Here is an 18,134-nt window from a genome sequence, read left to right on the forward strand (position 1 = left end):
AGACTACGGTGGGGGAGGGGAATTCGCCTGTGCCGTTCGAGCTAGGCGATCCACCAGGCGAAGGCAAACAGGCCGACCATCATCAGCGAGATCACCAGCTTCACGATGGTTCCGAAAAGGAGGCCAAGCCAGGTGGCGATGCCGACATGGGTCGAACGCAACACGCTGGTGCCGGACATCAGCTCACCCGCCACGGCGCCGACAAAAGGCCCGAGCACCAGTCCTGGAATACCGAAAAAGATCCCCACCAGCGTACCGATCGCAGCGCCCCAGATCGCCAGTTTGCTTGCGCCGACGCGTTTGGCGCCAAGTGCGGTAGCGACGAAATCCACAATAAAGCCGATCGCGCCCAGCACGGCGATGATGCCCAGCGACCAGGCTCCGACATGCTGGTATCGATCCACGCCGGCGGCCAGCCATAGCCCACCGAAGATCAGCGGAATGCCCGGCAGCGCAGGCAGGATGGTGCCCGCCAGGCCGATCAGGACCAATACGGCGGACAATACATAGAGCGCGATATCCATATAGCTCAAGCGGGGAATTCCTTGTACCTGTTTCGTGGCGTGATGCCATACGGATCGGCCACAATAGCCCTTGGCGACCCGGTGCCGAGTGTACCGGGCGTGATGCTATAGAAGTGCCTATCCGCGTGCCCAAAACAATATTACTTAAGGCTGACGAGCTCGGTCGTATCGAAATCACCGAGCGCGACGGCATCCGTATGATTCGTCGCGACGTCGCCGCTGCGCGCTGGTGGGCGCGCTGGTTCGCGCGCCGTGCGGCAGCGCGTGAGGCGCGTGCGCTGAGCAAGCTGACAGGTATCGATGGCGTGCCTGCCTTGCTCGGTTGGGATGGCAAGGAACTGTTGCGTGGATACATCGGTGGCTTGCCGATGCAGCAGGCGCAACCGCGCGACCGCGACTACTACCGCCGTGCGTTGCGCTTGCTGGCGGTGTTGCATCGTCGCGGCATCGTGCATAACGACCTGGCGAAAGAACCGAACTGGCTGGTTCGCGATGATGGCCGGCCGGCGCTGGTAGATTTTCAGATTGCCTGGACGCGCGGGCGGCGTGGTGCGTTGTTTCGTTTGTTGGCGCGGGAGGATTTGCGTCATTTGCTGAAACACAAACGCACGTACTGTCCCGAAGCCTTGAGCGCACGCCAGATCGCCATGCTGAACACACCCGCGCCGCATTCGCGCTTGTGGCGGGCTACCGGAAAGCGGTTGTACAAGTTGATTGCGCGGCGGGTGTTTGGGTATTGGGATAATGAGGGGAAGGGACGGGTGCGGGATTGATCCGCACTTCGGTGTGCGTAGTGTTTCCTTTTTCGTCATTCCGGCGTAGGCCGGAATCCAGTAGCGTCAGTGTTTGGTTCTTGCCTGTGTGCTTTCGCGATCTGGCCGCCCCAAAGCAAAAGTAACCAAAAAGAAATGGCCCGTGGATCAAGAGCTCTGAGCAGTATTGAGAGATAAAACCGTTCGTGCCGCCTACTCGAATCGTCAGGGAACACTTCTGGCGCTTCTGAGGTACGCCGGATTGGTGCGCGAGGCGTCGTGATGGTGAGGGCTTAAAGCCCCCTCACCCTAGCCCTCTCCCCCGGCAGAGCCAGGGGAGAGGGGACTGACTGAGGCGAGCCTCTGTGTTGCGCACTTGCATCACCTGCTCCCTCTCCCCTGGCTTTGCCGGGGGAGAGGGCTGGGGTGAGGGGAGGGCTCTTGCTCAGTCATCATGTCTCGGGCGGAAACTGCGCCACCAAAAAATCAATCACACTGCGCAATTTCGCTGTGGGCCGTCGATCAGGCGGATACAACAGATTCATCGGCATCGGGCGTGAACCCCAGCCGGGCAGTACGTTGACCAAGCGGCTTGCTTCAAGATCTTCACCGAGCAAGACTTCCGGCTGCAGAATGATGCCGCCATGCGCCAGTGCGGCAACGCGCAAGGCTTCGCCATTGTTTGCGGCGAAACGGCCTTTGACGGGGACTTCGATCTCGCCTTTGGGTCCGATCAACCGCCAGCGATCGCGCGGAGACCAACTGCTCAGACTGATGCAGTTGTGCGTGCTCAAGTCAGCGGGCGTTTTCGGCGTGCCGTATCGCGCGAGATACGTCGGCGTTGCGGCAAGCAACATGCGAAAAGGCTGCATCGGGCGCGCTACCAGCGTGTCGTCGGTGACATCGCCAATACGCAGCGCCAATTCGAAGCCCTCGTTGACCATGTCGTAGACGCGGTTATCCAACGATAGCTCGATGCTTACTTCAGGATGCTGGTCCAGGTACTCGGTCAGCGCCGGAACTAGGCGACGGCTGCCGAAGGTGAGCGGAGCGGTCATGCGCAGTACGCCGCGTGGTGTTGCCTGGAGTTCCGATGCGCTTGCTTCGGCCAGCTCGATGTCCGCCAGTACTTGCTTGCAACGCTCGTAATAAAGCCTGCCAACCTCGGTCAGTTGCTGGCGTCGTGTCGTTCGATGCAGAAGCCGGGCGCCCAGGCGTTGCTCGATGCTGCGGATGTGTTTGCCTGCCATGGTTGCCGAGACGCCGGCCTCGGTAGCCGCCGCTGCGAAGCTGCCGGTGTCGACTACGCGCACGAACATGGCCATGTTGGCGAGTTTGTCCATGATTCGAAACCTTGTGGTTCGTAATGCTGCAATCCTAGCGCTGTTTATCAACTGACGAAATGGCGGGACACTGGGCCATTCCAGACATTCGAAGGAACCGACCATGCGTATTCTGATTATTGGTGCGACCGGCACGTTGGGCCGCGCTGTCACCGCGCTTTTCGCCGACCACCATGAAGTACTGCGCGCCGGGCGCAATTCCGGCGAGTTGAAGGTGGATGCGAAAGATCCGTCCAGCGTCCAGGCCATGTTCGAGCAAGCCGGCCCGCTGGATGCGGTGGTGATGACCGCCGGTGGCGTGCACGTCGGGCCGTTGGGCGAAATGACGCCGGCGCAGGTCCAGCTTGGCCTTGGCGACAAGCTGATGGGACAGGTCAACGTGGTGCTGGCCGGCCAGCGTTATTTGCGCGATGGCGGTTCGTTCACGCTGACCAGCGGCATCGTCGCGCAGCAGCCGATCCGGCAGGGCGTGGCGATGATGACCACCAATCGCGCGATAGAAGGGTTCGTCCAATCGGCGGCCTGCGAGCTGCCGCGCGGCCAGCGCATCAACGTGGTCAGCCCGAGCGTCTTGACCGAGTCATGGGAAGGTTACGGCCCCTATTTCGCCGGCTTCGAACCGGTGTCGGCCGCGCGTGCGGCGTTGGCTTATCAGCGTAGTGTCGAAGGCGTGGAGAACGGCCAGATCTATCGCGTGTGGTAACAGGCGATACCAAAAGGCCCGCCGGGAGTGGCGGGCCTTGTTGCATTACTTCTCGACGAAAGCGCGCTCGATCACGTAGTCGCCCGGTTCGCGGGTGCGCGGCGAGGCCTGAAAACCGCGGCCATCGAGTAGCGCGCAGATGTCGTCCAGCATGGCCGGGCTGCCGCACAGCATGACGCGGTCGGTTTCGGGATTGAGCGACGGCAGACCGGTCACGGTGCTCATGACGCCATCGGCGATCGCATCGGTAATGCGCCCGCGGTTGCGGAACGCTTCACGCGTGACCGTGGGGTAATAGATCAGCTTTTCGCGGACCAGCTCACCCAGGTAATCATGCTGCGGCAGTTCGCGCTCGAGATAATCGGCATAGGCGAGGTCGTCGATATGGCGCACGCCGTGCGCCAGCACGATCTTGTCGAAGCGTTCGTAGGTTTCCGGGTCGCGGATGATGCTCAGGAATGGCGCCAGCCCGGTGCCCGTGCCTAGCAGATACAGATGCTTGCCGGGCTTGAGATCGTTGAGCACAAGCGTGCCGGTCGGCTTGCGACTGACAATGACCGGGTCGCCGGGCTTCAGATGCTGCAGGCGCGAGGTCAGCGGGCCGTTGGGCACCTTGATGCTGAAGAATTCCAGATGCTCTTCGTAATGTGCGCTCGCGATCGAATACGCACGCATCAGCGGGCGGCCTTCGACCTCCAGGCCGATCATCACGAAATGACCGCTGTCGAAGCGAAAACCCGGGTCGCGCGTCGTGCGGAAGCTGAAAAGACTGTCGTTCCAGTGGTGCACGTCAATTACGTGCTCCGTCGCCAATGCCACCATGCCGGTTACCGTTACCAAAGACTGTGAGAGGGAGAGTGCTGCACGACGGCGCTACCGGAAATCCGGTGTCTGGGCTCGTGTGGGGTTGCAGCAGGACGCCGCGGCCTGACGAGCGCTGCCAGGAGTGCAGCGACAAGCGCACATTATGCCATCAAAGGCGGGGCGGTGACCTTGGGGCATCTCCCGGTTTGTAACCAGGGCAAAACAACCGGCCGGCTCTCATATTGCACTGCACAAAATATTGGTCAGATGCGCTAAAATAGCCACACTGCCTGACAGGATGCCGGGCCGATCTTCCCCTTATGTTCCATCCGGCCCACCGCGCCGGTTTTCGGCGATCCCGCATGTCCAAATCAACGATGTATCTACCGCTTCTGGCGCTGGCGATTGCCGCCTTTGGCATTGGCACGACCGAGTTCGTGATCATGGGGCTGCTGCCCGAGGTGGCGAAGGATCTGGGCGTGACCGCGCCGGCTGCCGGCATGCTGGTGTCCGGTTATGCGCTGGGCGTGGCCGGTGGCGCGCCGATCCTGGCGATGGTGACCTCGCGCTGGCCGCGCCGCCGCGCGCTGCTCAGCCTGATTGGCCTGTTTATTCTCGGCAACGCGTTGTGCGCGATGGCACCGGGCTACTGGTCGCTGATGGGCGCGCGCGTCGTGACCGCGTTCTGCCATGCCGCGTTCTTTGGCATCGGCGCCGTGGTTGCGGCCGATCTGGTGCCGCGCGACAAGCGCGCACAGGCTGTTGCGCTGATGTTTACCGGCCTGACACTGGCCAACGTACTTGGCGTGCCGTTCGGTACCGCGCTGGGCCAGTGGGCCGGTTGGCGCGCGACGTTCTGGGCGGTGACCGTGATCGGCATGGCTGCGCTGGTTGCCTTGCAGGTCTGGTTGCCGCGGCATCTGCCGCGTCCAGCACCGGGCAACCTGCTGCGCGAATTCCGCTCCTTGCTCGGCCCGCAGGTGCAATTGGCGCTGTTGATCAGCACGCTGGCATCGGTCGGGATGTTCAGCGTATTTACCTACATCGCTTATATCTTGCGCGACGTCAGCGGTTTCTCCGCATCGGCCGAGAGCTGGGTGTTGTTGCTGTTCGGTGCCGGCATCACTGTCGGCGGCCTGGTCGGCGGCAAGCTTGCCGACTGGCGCCTGATGCCGGTGCTGGCGGGTTTGTTCGTTGCCATTGCGCTGGTGCTGGTCACGTTCGCCTATACCAGCCACTACCAGATTCCCACGCTGATCACCTTGTTCGTATGGGGCGTGGTGTCGTTCGCGGTCGTGCCGGCTTCGCAGGTGCGCGTGCTCGACCAGGCGCGCGAGGCGAGCAATATCGCCTCGACCTTGAACCAGGGGGCATTCAATCTGGGCAATGCCACCGGAGCGTGGCTGGGCGCCTTGGTGATCGGAGCGGGCTTGCCGCTGACTTACCTGCCCTGGGTGGGCGCGTCGGTAGCCGTGCTTGGCCTCGGCGTGGTGCTGCTGTCGGCATCGCTCGACCGTCGCGACAGCGCCGCCGCCGTGCCGTGCGATGCCAATGGTCCGGCGGCTTGAAGCGGCCGGACCTCAAGCCGACGCGACGATCTGAAATAATAACAAACGGTGGTTTTCGGCATCCGCGGGGTAGAAATCGCTAAGGGTTTCTATCGCCGATATGCGACATAAGTTTATGTCGCATCTTCATATTTCAGCGCACGGGGCACCCGCTAACCTGGGGTCGGATGGGGGGCGGGAACCGGTACGTCATCACAAATCCAGGCGAAACATGACGGGTTTTGTGGAACGTTGTCACGTAACTGTCATTATCCGCCACCAGTATTTGGGAAGGGCTCGTTAATCCCGGGGAATACAAGGGGTTGAGCGTAATTTCTTGCGCCTTTCAGGCTTTTTTTAATTTAAGGGAAAACAATCATGCGTAAGTCGGCGATCACGGCGGCATTGCTGCTGGCATTTGGTGCGATGGGTGCGGCCCACGCCACCGATGATGGCGGTGTCGACGATATCTTTGTGCGCGGCCATATCGATGGCGAACTGCGTGCGTACAATTTTGACCGTCTGTACGACAGCAAGACCACGCCCGATGCGCATGCGTTCTCGGGTGCCGCGCTGGTCAACGCACAGACCGGTTCGTTCTGGGGCGGCTTCGGTTTCGGCACGTCGTTCGTGATGGCCAACTCGTTCGGCACGCATTCGGACGCGGTGTCGCGCATCGACACCACGCTGGCCGGCCCGAACAATTCGATCGGCGCGTTCAGCCAGCTGTATGCGCAGTTCAAGAACCAGTACATCGGCGTGCGCGGCGGCTACCAGTACCTGGATAACCCGTGGATGGGCAAGAACGACTCGCGCGTGATTCCTTCGTCGTACAACGCACTGTCGTTCGACGTCACGCCGATCAAGGGCTGGGACATCTACGCTATCCGCGCTTTCACCTGGAAGAGCCGCACGTCGACGGACATGTTCCACGACAACCTGTACTACCCGTCGACCTATGACGGCGACTCGAGCTTCGGCAACAACGGCTCGCTGCCGGCGAATGCGCGTCGCTCGAACGGTACGTCCGCCTTCGGTACCACCTACGTCAACGGCGGCATCAAGGCCCAGGCGTGGTACTACAACTTCCTCGGCTTCGCGAAGATGACCTACCTCGATGGTGGTTACACGTTGAAGACCGATTCGCCGTTCAACCCCTTCCTGCAGGTGCAGTACCTGCACGAGACCAGCGGCAGCGACAACATCCTGGTCGAGACGCAGACCAAGCTGTTCGGTTTGACCGGTAATCGTGTGGACGCGCAGCTGTGGGGCGCGGACATCGGTACCAGCATCTACGACGGCAAGATCGATTTCTCGTACAACAAGCTCGACAACGAGAAGGGTGCCGTCGGCGGCGGCGCGTTGATCTCGCCCTACACCACCAACTACGCGACTGACCCGCTTTACACCACCTCGATGATTCGCGGTCTGGTCGAAGAAGGCCCGGGCCATGCCTGGAAGGCGCGCGCGCAGTACAACTTCTTCGACAAGAAGCTGCAGCTTGTCGCGGCCTATGCCAAATACGTCACCGACCTGCGCGGCGACAGCCACGACGTCTACTTCGACATCATCTACAACCTCGACCAGTGGGTGAAGGGCCTGACGGTTCGTGACCGCTGGGAACGCTCGACGGGTGGCATCAACAACTTGAACCCGAGCAACCAGCCGTTCGTGTACAACCGTGTGATGATTACCTACAAGTTCTGATCGATCCGTTCCGATCGGCAGCAGCTTGTACCAAAACGCCCTGGATCATCCGGGGCGTTTTTTTTCACCCGTCGGATGCGGCATGATGGATGGCAGGGTAGCCTGGGGGTAGGTTGTCTTCAGCGCGGTGTGCATGGGGAGTGCAAAAACGCATGAGTGTTCGCACGGATCAGCCGGTCGAGGACCGGCACGTAGCGCAGCGGCACCTGGACCGCATGGTGATGTTGTCCGATGGCATTTTCGCCATCGCCATTACCTTGTCGGCGATCGAACTGAAGCCGGAGGCGGTGCCGGGCAAGACGCTTTGGCAGATCTGGTCCACGCCATTGTTCGTCTATTTCATCAGCTTCTTCATCATCGGCCAGCTGTGGCTGATGCATCGCCGGATCGTGGCGCACCTGCGCGATGTCGACGGCATTGGTGCAGCGATCAATCTGCTGTTGCTCAGCCTGGTGGCGTTGATGCCGGTGATCATCCGCTTTGCGTTGAGTGCGGAAGGCTCCAACCAGGCGACCCAGGTTTATGGCGCCGGCATCGCGGTGACGTATGCCTGCATGGCCGTGCTATGGGGCTACCTCGCTTTTGTCGCCAAACTGGCGCCGGATATACGTAAGGGCCTGGCGCTGTCGTGGCTCTACGAATCGCTGTTTGTCGTATTCGCCTTTATCGCGATTGTGTTCTATACCAGCCATCAGATGATTGGCTTGGCGGTCGCCAGCGTGATTGCGCTGGCCTGCCGCTGGTACGGTGCGCGCGCGGCTCGCGAGAAAACGCCGTCCGCATGATGCGGACGGCGTGGTGACTCAGTTCGAGAAATCGAGGTTGACCGGCGCCTCCGGCAAATGGGTCGGCAGGGCGCCTCCGGTCACGGCGACATCCTTGCCGACCGGCTCCAGCTTGAAGTCATCGGCCAGAACCTCACCCTTGCCATTGAGCAAAAAGCCGAAGGCGATATCGACGGCATCACCGGGAACATCCAGCACGATGTCGTAGCGCTTCCAGTCGTTGTCGCCATGCAGCGAGCGGTCGTCCATATTGTCGAAGCCGACGACTTTCTTGTCCGTGCCGTCGATGCGCATCCACATGCCGGCCTTGTTTGCACCGCTGGTTTTCAACCAGCCGGAAAGGCGCAACCGTTGGCCATGATAAGTGTGCGCATCGATCGTCTGCATCATGGTGCCGAAGCCGCTGGAGTCGCGTTTTGCGCGGATGAAGCCATTGTTGTCGCCCGCATGGCGGCTACCGGCCTGGTTGCCCATGTCGTAATCCGCGGGTGCCGAACCGGTCTTGAACCATCCCTGCGGCATGGCGGCGTAGGCGCTCGTGGCCATCGAACCGAGCAGCAGGGCGATAGCGACGATTTTTCCGATGTGGCGTTTCATGATGACTCCGTAGCTTCAAGGCGATGTGTATGAAGGGTGGCGAAGATAGGCGGCGACATCCGATGTCGGCGGACTGACGTCCATGCCAAGGAGGTAGGCGCGTGAGCTTCCTTCCAGATACCCGGGTGGATGGGTTTCGACATGGCCAGGCGATGTAGGGTGATGCGCTGCGAACGGTTGCGCGATGCCCAGCCAGACCATCACGCTGGCCGCGGCAGCAATGAGCCAGGGCAGTTGTCGCATCGCGCGCCGCTGGCGGTTGCTGTTCAGGGCGATGCGCAAGATGCGCGTGTCGACCATGGCTTCGGGCGCCTCTCTCGCATGGCGCTTGTAAAGCGCAATGGCTTCGTCCAGCGACGTATCGTCGGTGTCCTCGTTCATCGCCATGGCATCATGACCTCACGCAGACGCTTCTGCGCATAGCGCAGCCGGCTTTTCACCGTTTCGCGATGGGTGCCGGTAGCGAGCGCGATCTCGTCCAGGCTCAGCTCGCCCTCGGCCTTCATTAAAAAGGCCTCGCGCTGCGGCAACGGAAGTTTGCCGATGGCATCGAGCAGCGCGTTGCCCAGTGACTGGCTTTGCCATTCGCGCTCCGGTGTGGCTATGGCGTCGTTAGCTGACAGCGGAAGTGCATTATCGAGATCGTCCGTGGCATTCAAGCCATCGGGTGCATGCCGGCTCAACGCACGCCAGCGATCGGCGGCGCGACGATGCGCAATCGAAAAAAGCCAGGTCGCAAACGATGCGGAACTGTCGTAGCTGTCGCGGCTGCGGATGACCGCGATCCAGACCTCCTGAAACACTTCTTCAGCTTCGCTTTCGCGTGTGGACAGACGTAAGACATAGCGATGCAGCTTTTCCCGATAGCGCTGATAAAGCAGGCGAAACGTCTGGTCGTCGCCCTGCCGGTAGCGTTGCATGCAGGCCTCGTCACTCAGCGCAACGGCGGCGGCTTGCTCTTTATCGCCCAAGGCCTCGTTCAACCATCGCCATGGAAGGCCTTCCATGGCGCCCCTCTGAGGCGGTATCCATAAATAGGTGGCTGTCCCCGACATGCTTCCCTTTCCTGAAATCCGATCCTCCATATTCGCTGGAAATCGGGAAAAGGGGTTATTTGCCAAAATCGGGAAGGCAGGAGCTAGCGTCGGCGCAACGGGGGTTCGGAAAACCCTCCCTAGTCGTCATCCCGGCGCAGGCCGGGACCCAGTGGCATCGATTCCCGGCTTTCGCGATAGAGCGAATGCTTGTTGGCTCTCGCGATAACCGATCACACAGTCACTGGGTCCCGGCCTGCGCCGGGATGACGATAGGGGTTGAGGTTATTCAAGCGGGGCTTTCTAAGTAATCGACTCCAACGACGTCCGAAACGGTCGCCACAAGCCATCAGCCCCTTCGATATTGATGACGACAGACCGATTCTCGATCCGCTGGATACGCTCGGCCTCATCTGCGGCGAACTGGATCGCATCCTGTCGGCTCGCAAAGGATCGTCGGCGCTCTCGTCCAATCGCTATGGTCCAATGGGCGCCGCGGTCGGGCGCGAAGGGGATGTCGATAATCAGCATGGCGGTGTCCTTTCGCGCAAGAGATTGCGGCTGCGACTGCGTACAAAGCGTCGCGGTCGTATAACCATGCTGTTCACATCGGTATCAAAACGGATTCGGGGCAGTCCGATTTTGAGTGTAGGCCTGCATCTCGGCGCTGGCGCCAAAAAAGCGTCGCGCGCAGGTTTGCCGTCATATGCCAAGGCGCCCTCCGCCGCGATATTTCTCCTCAATTTCACGCCTGCCGGGCCGATACATCCCATAACGGAACGGGGCGGACCCATGTTTGTCATTATTGGATCGATCGTTGTGCTGGTCAGCGTGATCGGCGGCTTTGTGCTGTCCCATGGCAGCTTGCTCGCGCTGTGGCAACCCTATGAGGTGCTCATCATCATCGGTGGTGCGCTGGGGGCATTTGTGGTCGCCAATCCGCCATCGGTGCTGAAAGCGAGCTTTGCCGGTGTGCTCGGCCTGTTCAAGGGGCCCACTTATGGCAAGCAGGATTATGTCGACCTGCTTTCGCTGCTCTACGATCTGTTCAGCGTCATGCGCAAGGAAGGGCTGCTGGCGTTGGAGGAACATATCGAAGACCCAGCCTCCAGTCCGGTCTTTTCGGCCTATCCGCGGCTGATTCGTGAGCATCATCTGATCGACTTTCTCACCGACTGCCTGCGTTTGATCGTCGGCGGCAATATGAACGCGCACGAGCTCGAAGCGCTGCTCGACGTCGAAATCGAAACGCACCATGCCGAGGCCGAAGCGCCGAGTCTTGCTGTAGCCAAGGTCGCCGATGCCATGCCCGGCTTCGGCATCGTGGCGGCCGTGCTCGGTATCGTCACGACCATGTCGCAGCTGGGTGGGGATACTTCACGCATCGGCGAGCACATTGCCGGCGCCCTGGTCGGTACCTTCCTGGGCATCTTGCTCAGCTACGGCTTCATCGGTCCGCTCGCTGCCGCCATGGAGGCGCGCGTGCAGGAAGACGGCCGTGCGTTCGAATGCGTCAAGGTGGCGCTGATGGCCAGCTTGCGCGGTTACAACCCGATGATCGCGGTGGAGTTCGGCCGCAAGTCGCTTTCGTCCAGGACGCGGCCCACATTCCAGAGCCTGGAAGGTCATCTGAAGGCTGCGCGCTGATGAGCGACGATCAGCCGATCATTATCGTCAAGCGACGAAAAAAGCCGAAACACGGCCATCATGGCGGTGCATGGAAAGTCGCCTATGCCGACTTTGTCACCGCGATGATGGCGTTCTTCCTCGTCATGTGGATTCTCGGCGTGGGTTCGCGCGAACAAAAAGCCGCGATTGCCGATTACTTCAAGAACCCCTCGATGACGGCGGGCTCCTCCATGCGTGCCGTTCCCGGTGTGATGGGGCCGGGCGGTCCCAGCTCCAGCATGATCAAGCTCGGTGGCTCGATGGATCTGCCCAAGGGTGAGGGCAAGGACGTACGTCAGGCCACCCCCGGCAAATCGCCCACGGTCGATGACGTCAAGCTCGCGCAAGAACGCGACAAGGCGCGCCTGGACGAGTTGCGCAAGGACCTCAACGCCGCGCTCGATCGCAGCCAGGCATTGGCGCCGTTCAAGGATCAGCTGCTGCTCGATATCACGGCCGAAGGCCTGCGCATCCAGATTGTTGACAAGCAGAACCGCCCCATGTTCGACACCGGCAGCGCGACACTCAAGCCCTATACGGTGGAAATCCTCAACGAATTGGCCAGCTTTATCGACCAGGTGCCCAACCACATCAGCATCTCCGGCCACACCGACTCCACGCCATACAGCATGACCGGCGGCCCTGCGCATTACGGTAACTGGGAGCTATCGGCCGACCGCGCCAATGCGGCGCGTCGTGCCTTGCTCGATGGTGGCATGCCCTCGGAAAAGGTCACCCGCGTGGTGGGCCTGGCCGAAGCCGTGCCGTTCGATCGCGCCCACCCGGACGATCCTTCCAATCGCCGCATCAGTATCGTCGTGATGACCGACGAGGCCGCCAAGGCGGCGTTGCAGCAGGAGATGCAGCCGCGCACGGTGGCGCCGGGTGTCTCGCTGGTGGCTTCGGTCGGGCATTAAGGCTCAGTCCATTGGCTTGAAGATTCACATGATGGGACCAACTCTTTGAGTTCTGTGTCCCAACGATGCGAGAAATCATTCATGTCGATCGACCAAGGTGCGGCAACGCGTCACCGCTATCGCGCTTTCCTGTTCGACATGGATGGCACGGTCCTCAACTCGATCGCTGCGGCTGAGCGTATCTGGGCAGCATGGGCTGCGCGTCACGGCCTCGATGTCGAAGCCTTCTTGCCGACCATCCACGGTGCGCGTTCCGTCGATACGGTGGCGAAACTGGATTTACCCGGCGTGGATCCCGTGGCCGAAGCCGCCGCTATAACTCAGGCGGAAATTGACGATGTCGAAGGTGTGGTCGAAATCGACGGTGCCGCGGCGTTCCTGCGCGCATTGCCGGACGATCGCTGGGCCATCGTCACATCGGCGCCATTGGCCTTGGCGAAGCGCCGCCTTGAGGCTGCGGGGATTCCCATGCCCGCGCTCCTGGTGACCGCCGAGGATGTCGTCAACGGCAAGCCGAGCCCGGACGGCTATTTACTGGCCGCCCGGAAACTGGGAGTCGATGCGGCCGAGTGCCTGATCTTCGAGGACGCGACGGTCGGCATTCGCGCCGCCGAGTCGGCTGGCGCGACGGTGATGGTGGTGACGACCACGCATACCCATCCCATGGACACGCCTCATGCAACGATCGAGGGATATCGCGCGTTGCATGTGAGCATGGATGAAGAAGGATGGATCGGGCTCACGCCGCGCCAGTCGTAGACATCGAGGCAATGCGCCCCACCTCGGCAAGCACACGATTGCGGCCGGCGTCATCGGTATTTGGATTGACGTAATACGCAGCGATCAACAGGGGCTTGCGATTCGGTGGCCAGACAATCGCGACGTCATTACGCTCGCCATGGGCGCCACTTCCGGTTTTATCGCCGGCGGTCCACCCAGCAGGCAACCCGGCGCGTAATGCATCTTTCCCGGTGGATGTCGCGCGCAGCCACGCCGTCAGCTGTTCGCGAGATGCCTTGGTAAGCACATCGCCTAGCGACAATTTCTGCAGGTCGGCGAGCATGGCGTTGGGTGTCGTCGTATCGCGTATATCGCCCGGGCTCGACACGTTGAGCTCAGGCTCCGTGCGATCCAGCCGCGTTATGTTGTCCCCCATGCGGCGCGCGAACGCGGTGATCGCCGGAGGCCCATTCAGGCTGGTCAGCAGCAGATTGGCCGCGGTATTGTCGCTGACCGTAATCGCGGCCTCGCACAGCTCGCCGACCGTCATGCCCTGGCCGCCAACGTGCAGCGAGGTAATGGGGGCATAGGACAGCACCACATCCTTACCGAACACTACGCGTCGATCGAGCTTCTCCATACCCTGATCCACTCGCGCCAGTACCGCGCTCGCCGCCAGCAGCTTGAACGTGCTGCACATCAGGAAGCGTTCATCGGCGCGATACGCGATGCGTTGCCCGCTGCCGGTATCGAGCACTGCAACGCCCAGCCGTCCGCCGTGCTGGCGTTCCAATGCCGCTAGCCTGCTGTCCGTGCCATGCGCGCTGTTGGCAAGTGAGAGCTGAGGACGGAGAGCAAGCGCGGCTGCGCCAAGCAAGGTGCCTTTCAGCAAGCTTCGACGATCCATGTAGTGATCTCTCTTCTGGGTTTGGCGTGCGTAGTGGCGGCATCGTAATACGGTAGAGAGACCGTGTTTACCCTCGGGTTGGAAATGTGTCGTAGCCGTTCCAGACTTGATTCCTGCCTCAGGAAAGATCGCGCTGTGCCAGAACAGGGCCAGATTTATGGGCAATGCTCGATGCGACAGATCACCTCGGCACCAAGCTCTTCCACGAGATATGTCGTCGTGTAGGAGCGACTTCAGAGAATCTCGAATAACCCTTCCTATCGTCATTCCGGCCTGCGCCGGAATGACGATAGGAAAAACTGAGGTTAACTGAACCCGTTCCGGCGAGGCCGACATTTCCGATCAAGCGGCGAGCTTGTCCGCAGCCGGGAAATCCACAGCCACACCGGTAACGCCGTGCAGATAATTGGTCACCGTCTTGTCGCCGATGATGACGATGACATCCACAAGATTTTCCTTGGTCCAACCAGCAGCGAGAAAAGCATCGACCAGCGCCGGATCGGCATGACCGCGCTCGGTGGCGGTGTTCTTCACCAGGCGAGCCAGTGCGTCGAGCTTGCTATCGAAACTTGCCGTACCACCGCGGATTTCCAGCACCTGCGCATCCGTGAACCCATTCATCTTGCCGATGACCGTATGTGCGGCAAGGCAGTACTCGCAGCGGTTGACTTCGCTGACTACCAGGTTGACGACTTCACGGGCCTTGCCCGTCACGCTGCTCTTGGCATTCTGCAACGCGAGGTAGCTGCCGAGTGCGTGCTCGGAATAGGCCAGGGTGGCATAGAGATTGGGCACTTTACCCAAGCCCTTCGTGAGGTTGTCGAACAACACCTGATTGGCCGGAGAGACTTCATCGCGAGTGGGGACGTTGAACTTGGACATGATGGCTTTCCTTGGGGCATGACGCCCATGGGTTGCTGAAGATGGGTGGATGGAAAGGGACGTAGCCGCCATCAACAGCGATGGACTGGCTGGTCTGAAGAGACTTTGATTGATTCCGCGTCTGACTTCTACTGCGCTACTTGTCATATCATTCAGTCCTAATGGGAATAAAAAGGGTGTTCCGATGGACAAGCTGCAAGCCATGAGGACCTTTGTCCGTGTCGTCGAAGCGGGGAGCTTTTCCGCCGTGGCCAAGGAGTCCAACACCACGCAAAGTGCGGTGAGCAAGCAGGTGGCCGCACTTGAAAATGTTCTCGGCGCGAAGCTGCTGATTCGCACGACGCGTTCGCTTGCGCTGACCGAAGAGGGCGAGCGCTACTTTGAGCAAGTCAGGCGCGTGGTTGCGGAAATCGCCGAAGCGGAAACGTCGCTGAAGCATGGCGAGCAGCAATTGAAGGGCTGGCTGCGCGTCGCCGCATCGGTCGGCTTTGGCCGGCTGAAACTGATGCCCCTGGTTCAGACCTTTCTGGCTGCGCATCCGGCGGTAAAGATCGACGTGCGGCTCAATGATGGTTTTATCGATCTGGTGGAACGCGGCATCGATGTGGCGGTGCGCATTGGCGAGCTGCCGGACAGCAGTCTGATCGCGCGGCCCATCGGAGTATCGCGGCGTGAATTGGTGGCGCATCGCAACTATCTGCGCAACCTGCCCAAGGGGATCAAGCCACCCAAGTCGCCGGACGACTTGGGGCAGCACAACTGCATCGTCTATACCGAAGCGACCATGCGCAATGCCTGGCGTCTTAGCGCTGGACCGGGTGCGGCCGATCCCGAGGGTACCGTGCGCATCATCAAGGTCGAGGGCAATTTGCAGACTGACAGTAGCGAAGTCATCCGCACATCGGTGCTCGCAGGCATGGGCATCGGCTATGCGCCTTCGTGGCTATTCGGGGATGAAATCGCTCGCGGCGAGGTGGTCCGTGTGTTGCCCGATTGGTCGGTACGCTCGCCCATTCATGTCGTCATGCCGCAAGAGCGGCGCCACTCGGCCAAGGTCAGAGCCTTCTCCGATCATCTCGCCCAGGGATGGGCTGAGGCATGAAATTGCGTACAGGCGTCCTTTGCGTTTCGAGTTGATAGAACGCCGCTGCGGATAAGCGTAGTCTTGAACGGGTAACTCCCGGACGGTGCACTTCAACGTGCAGGGCAGGGGGCGTGGCCATGATGGAGAAAGCGACATGAGCAAGAGTCTGGATTCAAAGAAAAGCGACAAGAAAAAGCCTGCCAAAACCATGAAGGAAAAAAAGGCGGCCAAGCAGGAAAAGAAGAAAAACGCCAAGTAAGCGTTTTGTTCCAGTGCGACATTTCAGCGATGGATACATCCCGCTTCGATATCTGCTTCGAGCGTCGGCATCTGAACCATGCCGACGCCTGTTCTCCAATCAGCAACCGGCTCTCGTAAGCGTGACGAGTCCGGCTCGGTTCTCGGTGCGCCCCGTGTATCACGGGAGCGAGCTGCTGGTGGAAGTGTTGGGTGATCATCGTGCCGACGGTTTTCCCGATGTCGCCGCGATTCTGCAAGGCGCGCTGTGCTCGACCAGAGAGCCACACCCCGAGAATCTGGATGATCCAAACGTTGCGATGCTTCAGGATCGCTACTTCAGCTATTGGAAATACGCTGGCGGCTACTACGAGATCGATGATGACATCTGGTCGCTCTTCGTGACCGCGAAAGTCGACAACGCCGCGATAGTTGCCGATATCGAGCAGGCTCTGCTTGCATCGGGCGAGTTCGTCAAAGAGGCGGTGGATTTTGGGCGATTCAAGTAGCTACATGGCGCTTGGCCTATCTAAAACCCCGTCATGAACGGCGATCATTCATGAATGAGAAAAATGCGACGTTTGCCGCTATCTACGCTGGGAGTTACATACGGGAAAGGGATGGAGCGTACTGAATGATTGAGTTTGCCATCAAGGACGTCGACAGCAGCACGGTGCTCCAATTCGAAGGAGAGGTTCCCTGTGGTTTGACTGGGCGTGACGGATGTTTCTTTGTGATTCGGTTGGTCTCAATCCCCCTTAGTGCAGCCGTTCGTGTCTACGACATCCAACTAGGCCAATGGGCTGACTTCTTTGCTGATCTTGCTGTCAACTGGCAAGGTTGGAGCGGTGAAAAGGATCATGAATCGTTGGAGGGTCATCTGCGACTTGAGGCTACTTCTGATGCATCGGGGCATATCCGGCTGTTTATTCGGCTTCGAGACGTGGAGGCCGGTAGCAACTGGCTGGTAGAAACGTCGATGGCATTGGAGGCGGGTCAGCTGAAAGGCTTGGCCGATCGTGCGCGGGCCTATTTTGGCTGAGATTCGAATGCTCACTTTTCGCGGCCAGCCCCATTGCACCGCGATATATCCATCGAAATCGCCGAAGCCATGAATGGGGAAGAACAAAAAAACTGAGCGATTCGGTTCCAGCTCATAGGCTGGGAGCGGCAAAGCATTTATGAGAGGCTATCGCGGTTTACTACCCAGGAATTCCCCCGATGAACGGCAACACCTTGCAAGCTGACCTGGTTCGTTTGTTCGAGCGCCATGACGTGGAGCTGGAGCCCGACGAAGACTGGCTCGTCACCGACGGCGATTTTCCCGCTGTGCGCGCCAGCTGGCATGAGGGTACGGAAGGTGCGCCGGGCCGATTGGATGTGGATATCGTACTCAGCGAAGAGCGGCACATCGAGGAAAGCTTTGCCGGCCATGGCGGCGGCGACGCTGGTGTACGCGATGCGCTGAAAGCATTCGAGCGCAATGCCTTGTACGTGCTCTTGGCTGCTTGCTGGTACGTCACCGACGATCGGCGTATTCAACTGCAAAGCTGGGACCTGGGGCTGCGGAGCTGGGATGTGTTCGTCGGCCCGCTGACCTTCAGCCGTGACCATGTGGCCGCACCCGAAGGCTTGTTGTCGGGTTTGCAGGATGCGCTGCGCAACGAATCATTGAGCGGCGAGCTGCATTGGATCCGCCTGTTCCATCGTCGCGCCGATGACGGCTCGGTGGTTACCGAAGCGTTGCTGGATAATCAGCCGTGGCCGGGCGGTGATCGCCTGCTGAGTCAGCTGGCTTGGCCGTCGACGGAGCAGGGATACAGCGCGCGTTGCTTTGTTGCGCTGGATATTCGCGATTACTGAGTGCGTGCATCGCCCTTGTGGCAGGCCATTAATTTGCTACCAATTGCACCTGACGCGGCG

At 60.4% G+C, this 18,134-nt stretch carries 21 protein-coding genes; 12 read left to right on the forward strand and 9 right to left on the reverse strand.

Translation table 11 applies throughout. The features are described 5' to 3' along the window. Positions 1–41: 41 nt before the first annotated feature. Entirely contained in the window at positions 42–524 is a 483-nt protein-coding gene (locus QMG46_RS07900) for a DUF456 domain-containing protein (RefSeq protein ID WP_281852838.1), read from the reverse strand. 125 nt (positions 525–649) lie between these two features. Between QMG46_RS07900 and QMG46_RS07905 the strand changes: the two genes are divergently transcribed. Then, the gene (locus QMG46_RS07905) at positions 650–1,297 is read left to right on the forward strand and encodes a protein kinase family protein (RefSeq protein ID WP_345781788.1); all 648 of its coding nucleotides are present in this window, start codon (positions 650–652) and stop codon (positions 1,295–1,297) included. A gap of 431 nt (positions 1,298–1,728) precedes the next feature. Here the strand turns inward: QMG46_RS07905 and QMG46_RS07910 are convergent, their stop codons facing one another. Beyond that, a complete protein-coding gene (locus tag QMG46_RS07910) occupies positions 1,729–2,619 on the reverse strand; it encodes a LysR substrate-binding domain-containing protein (RefSeq protein ID WP_281851952.1) in 891 nt (296 codons plus the stop codon). 103 nt (positions 2,620–2,722) lie between these two features. Between QMG46_RS07910 and QMG46_RS07915 the strand changes: the two genes are divergently transcribed. Then, positions 2,723–3,322: a short chain dehydrogenase gene (locus QMG46_RS07915; RefSeq protein WP_281851954.1), complete on the forward strand. Its 600-nt coding sequence runs from the start codon at positions 2,723–2,725 to the stop codon at positions 3,320–3,322. Positions 3,323–3,367: 45 nt separating this feature from the next. Here QMG46_RS07915 and QMG46_RS07920 read toward each other — a convergent pair whose 3' ends face one another. After that, positions 3,368–4,144 (reverse strand): ferredoxin--NADP reductase, encoded by a 777-nt coding sequence (locus QMG46_RS07920; RefSeq protein ID WP_281851955.1) that lies wholly within the window; start codon positions 4,142–4,144, stop codon positions 3,368–3,370. Positions 4,145–4,488: 344 nt separating this feature from the next. Between QMG46_RS07920 and QMG46_RS07925 the strand changes: the two genes are divergently transcribed. The 3 genes from QMG46_RS07925 to QMG46_RS07935 all read left to right on the forward strand — a co-directional run bounded on the left by QMG46_RS07925 (position 4,489) and on the right by QMG46_RS07935 (position 8,165). Further along, positions 4,489–5,694: an MFS transporter gene (locus QMG46_RS07925; protein ID WP_281851956.1), complete on the forward strand. Its 1,206-nt coding sequence runs from the start codon at positions 4,489–4,491 to the stop codon at positions 5,692–5,694. Between the two features lie 357 nt (positions 5,695–6,051). Then, positions 6,052–7,380 carry a hypothetical protein gene (locus QMG46_RS07930; protein ID WP_281851957.1) on the forward strand — a complete coding sequence of 443 codons (1,329 nt, stop codon included), beginning with the start codon at positions 6,052–6,054 and terminating at the stop codon, positions 7,378–7,380. A gap of 152 nt (positions 7,381–7,532) precedes the next feature. After that, positions 7,533–8,165, forward strand: a complete 633-nt coding sequence (locus QMG46_RS07935; protein WP_281851958.1) for a TMEM175 family protein — start codon at positions 7,533–7,535, stop codon at positions 8,163–8,165. A gap of 18 nt (positions 8,166–8,183) precedes the next feature. Here QMG46_RS07935 and QMG46_RS07940 read toward each other — a convergent pair whose 3' ends face one another. The 4 genes from QMG46_RS07940 to QMG46_RS07955 form a co-directional block, all read right to left on the reverse strand. Beyond that, positions 8,184–8,762, reverse strand: a complete 579-nt coding sequence (locus QMG46_RS07940; protein WP_281851959.1) for a hypothetical protein — start codon at positions 8,760–8,762, stop codon at positions 8,184–8,186. Between the two features lie 15 nt (positions 8,763–8,777). Continuing rightward, on the reverse strand, positions 8,778–9,143 hold the full coding sequence (locus QMG46_RS07945; protein WP_281851960.1) for a hypothetical protein: 366 nt from the start codon (positions 9,141–9,143) through the stop codon (positions 8,778–8,780). Beyond that, positions 9,140–9,769 (reverse strand): sigma-70 family RNA polymerase sigma factor, encoded by a 630-nt coding sequence (locus QMG46_RS07950; RefSeq protein WP_281851961.1) that lies wholly within the window; start codon positions 9,767–9,769, stop codon positions 9,140–9,142. Before QMG46_RS07950 ends, QMG46_RS07945 begins: the two co-directional genes overlap by 4 nt. Before the next feature lie 330 nt (positions 9,770–10,099). Beyond that, entirely contained in the window at positions 10,100–10,327 is a 228-nt protein-coding gene (locus QMG46_RS07955) for a DUF2188 domain-containing protein (RefSeq protein WP_281851962.1), read from the reverse strand. Between the two features lie 261 nt (positions 10,328–10,588). On the opposite strand from QMG46_RS07955, the gene motA reads away from it, so the two are divergent. The 3 genes from motA to QMG46_RS07970 all read left to right on the forward strand — a co-directional run bounded on the left by motA (position 10,589) and on the right by QMG46_RS07970 (position 13,140). Next, complete coding sequence (gene motA, locus QMG46_RS07960; RefSeq protein WP_281851963.1) at positions 10,589–11,443, forward strand: flagellar motor stator protein MotA; 855 nt, start codon at positions 10,589–10,591, stop codon at positions 11,441–11,443. After that, positions 11,443–12,381 carry a flagellar motor protein MotB gene (gene motB, locus QMG46_RS07965; RefSeq protein WP_281851964.1) on the forward strand — a complete coding sequence of 313 codons (939 nt, stop codon included), beginning with the start codon at positions 11,443–11,445 and terminating at the stop codon, positions 12,379–12,381. The genes motA and motB overlap by 1 nt, the downstream gene beginning before the upstream one ends. An 81-nt stretch (positions 12,382–12,462) precedes the next feature. Then, positions 12,463–13,140, forward strand: coding sequence for an HAD-IA family hydrolase (locus QMG46_RS07970; protein WP_281851965.1), 678 nt, complete (start codon positions 12,463–12,465; stop codon positions 13,138–13,140). On the opposite strand, the gene bla is transcribed toward QMG46_RS07970, so the two are convergent. After that, entirely contained in the window at positions 13,121–14,008 is an 888-nt protein-coding gene (gene bla / locus QMG46_RS07975) for a class A beta-lactamase (RefSeq protein WP_281851966.1), read from the reverse strand. The genes QMG46_RS07970 and bla overlap by 20 nt on opposite strands. Before the next feature lie 342 nt (positions 14,009–14,350). Further along, entirely contained in the window at positions 14,351–14,890 is a 540-nt protein-coding gene (locus QMG46_RS07980) for a carboxymuconolactone decarboxylase family protein (protein ID WP_281851967.1), read from the reverse strand. A gap of 184 nt (positions 14,891–15,074) precedes the next feature. On the opposite strand from QMG46_RS07980, the gene QMG46_RS07985 reads away from it, so the two are divergent. From QMG46_RS07985 to QMG46_RS08000, 4 genes are all read left to right on the forward strand, one after another. Beyond that, the gene (locus QMG46_RS07985) at positions 15,075–15,992 is read left to right on the forward strand and encodes a LysR family transcriptional regulator (protein ID WP_281851968.1); all 918 of its coding nucleotides are present in this window, start codon (positions 15,075–15,077) and stop codon (positions 15,990–15,992) included. Between the two features lie 362 nt (positions 15,993–16,354). Further along, complete coding sequence (locus QMG46_RS07990) at positions 16,355–16,720, forward strand: hypothetical protein (RefSeq protein WP_281851969.1); 366 nt, start codon at positions 16,355–16,357, stop codon at positions 16,718–16,720. A 125-nt stretch (positions 16,721–16,845) separates the two neighbouring features. Next, on the forward strand, positions 16,846–17,253 hold the full coding sequence (locus tag QMG46_RS07995) for a DUF6228 family protein (RefSeq protein WP_281851970.1): 408 nt from the start codon (positions 16,846–16,848) through the stop codon (positions 17,251–17,253). 179 nt (positions 17,254–17,432) lie between these two features. Then, complete coding sequence (locus QMG46_RS08000; RefSeq protein ID WP_281851971.1) at positions 17,433–18,074, forward strand: DUF6348 family protein; 642 nt, start codon at positions 17,433–17,435, stop codon at positions 18,072–18,074. Positions 18,075–18,134 lie beyond the last annotated feature (60 nt).

Source organism: Dyella sp. GSA-30, from assembly GCF_027924605.1.
GTDB lineage: Bacteria > Pseudomonadota > Gammaproteobacteria > Xanthomonadales > Rhodanobacteraceae > GSA-30.

Coding starts and splice junctions, on each gene's coding strand:
- QMG46_RS07900 (WP_281852838.1), bottom strand. CDS start 524: ATGGATATCGCGCTCTATGTATTGTCCGCCGTATTGGTCCTGATCGGC.
- QMG46_RS07910 (WP_281851952.1), bottom strand. CDS start 2,619: ATGGACAAACTCGCCAACATGGCCATGTTCGTGCGCGTAGTCGACACC.
- QMG46_RS07915 (WP_281851954.1), top strand. CDS start 2,723: ATGCGTATTCTGATTATTGGTGCGACCGGCACGTTGGGCCGCGCTGTC.
- QMG46_RS07920 (WP_281851955.1), bottom strand. CDS start 4,144: ATGGTGGCATTGGCGACGGAGCACGTAATTGACGTGCACCACTGGAAC.
- QMG46_RS07925 (WP_281851956.1), top strand. CDS start 4,489: ATGTCCAAATCAACGATGTATCTACCGCTTCTGGCGCTGGCGATTGCC.
- QMG46_RS07930 (WP_281851957.1), top strand. CDS start 6,052: ATGCGTAAGTCGGCGATCACGGCGGCATTGCTGCTGGCATTTGGTGCG.
- QMG46_RS07935 (WP_281851958.1), top strand. CDS start 7,533: ATGAGTGTTCGCACGGATCAGCCGGTCGAGGACCGGCACGTAGCGCAG.
- QMG46_RS07940 (WP_281851959.1), bottom strand. CDS start 8,762: ATGAAACGCCACATCGGAAAAATCGTCGCTATCGCCCTGCTGCTCGGT.
- QMG46_RS07945 (WP_281851960.1), bottom strand. CDS start 9,143: ATGAACGAGGACACCGACGATACGTCGCTGGACGAAGCCATTGCGCTT.
- QMG46_RS07950 (WP_281851961.1), bottom strand. CDS start 9,769: ATGGAAGGCCTTCCATGGCGATGGTTGAACGAGGCCTTGGGCGATAAA.
- QMG46_RS07955 (WP_281851962.1), bottom strand. CDS start 10,327: ATGCTGATTATCGACATCCCCTTCGCGCCCGACCGCGGCGCCCATTGG.
- motA (WP_281851963.1), top strand. CDS start 10,589: ATGTTTGTCATTATTGGATCGATCGTTGTGCTGGTCAGCGTGATCGGC.
- motB (WP_281851964.1), top strand. CDS start 11,443: ATGAGCGACGATCAGCCGATCATTATCGTCAAGCGACGAAAAAAGCCG.
- QMG46_RS07970 (WP_281851965.1), top strand. CDS start 12,463: ATGTCGATCGACCAAGGTGCGGCAACGCGTCACCGCTATCGCGCTTTC.
- bla (WP_281851966.1), bottom strand. CDS start 14,008: ATGGATCGTCGAAGCTTGCTGAAAGGCACCTTGCTTGGCGCAGCCGCG.
- QMG46_RS07980 (WP_281851967.1), bottom strand. CDS start 14,890: ATGTCCAAGTTCAACGTCCCCACTCGCGATGAAGTCTCTCCGGCCAAT.
- QMG46_RS07985 (WP_281851968.1), top strand. CDS start 15,075: ATGGACAAGCTGCAAGCCATGAGGACCTTTGTCCGTGTCGTCGAAGCG.
- QMG46_RS07995 (WP_281851970.1), top strand. CDS start 16,846: ATGATTGAGTTTGCCATCAAGGACGTCGACAGCAGCACGGTGCTCCAA.
- QMG46_RS08000 (WP_281851971.1), top strand. CDS start 17,433: ATGAACGGCAACACCTTGCAAGCTGACCTGGTTCGTTTGTTCGAGCGC.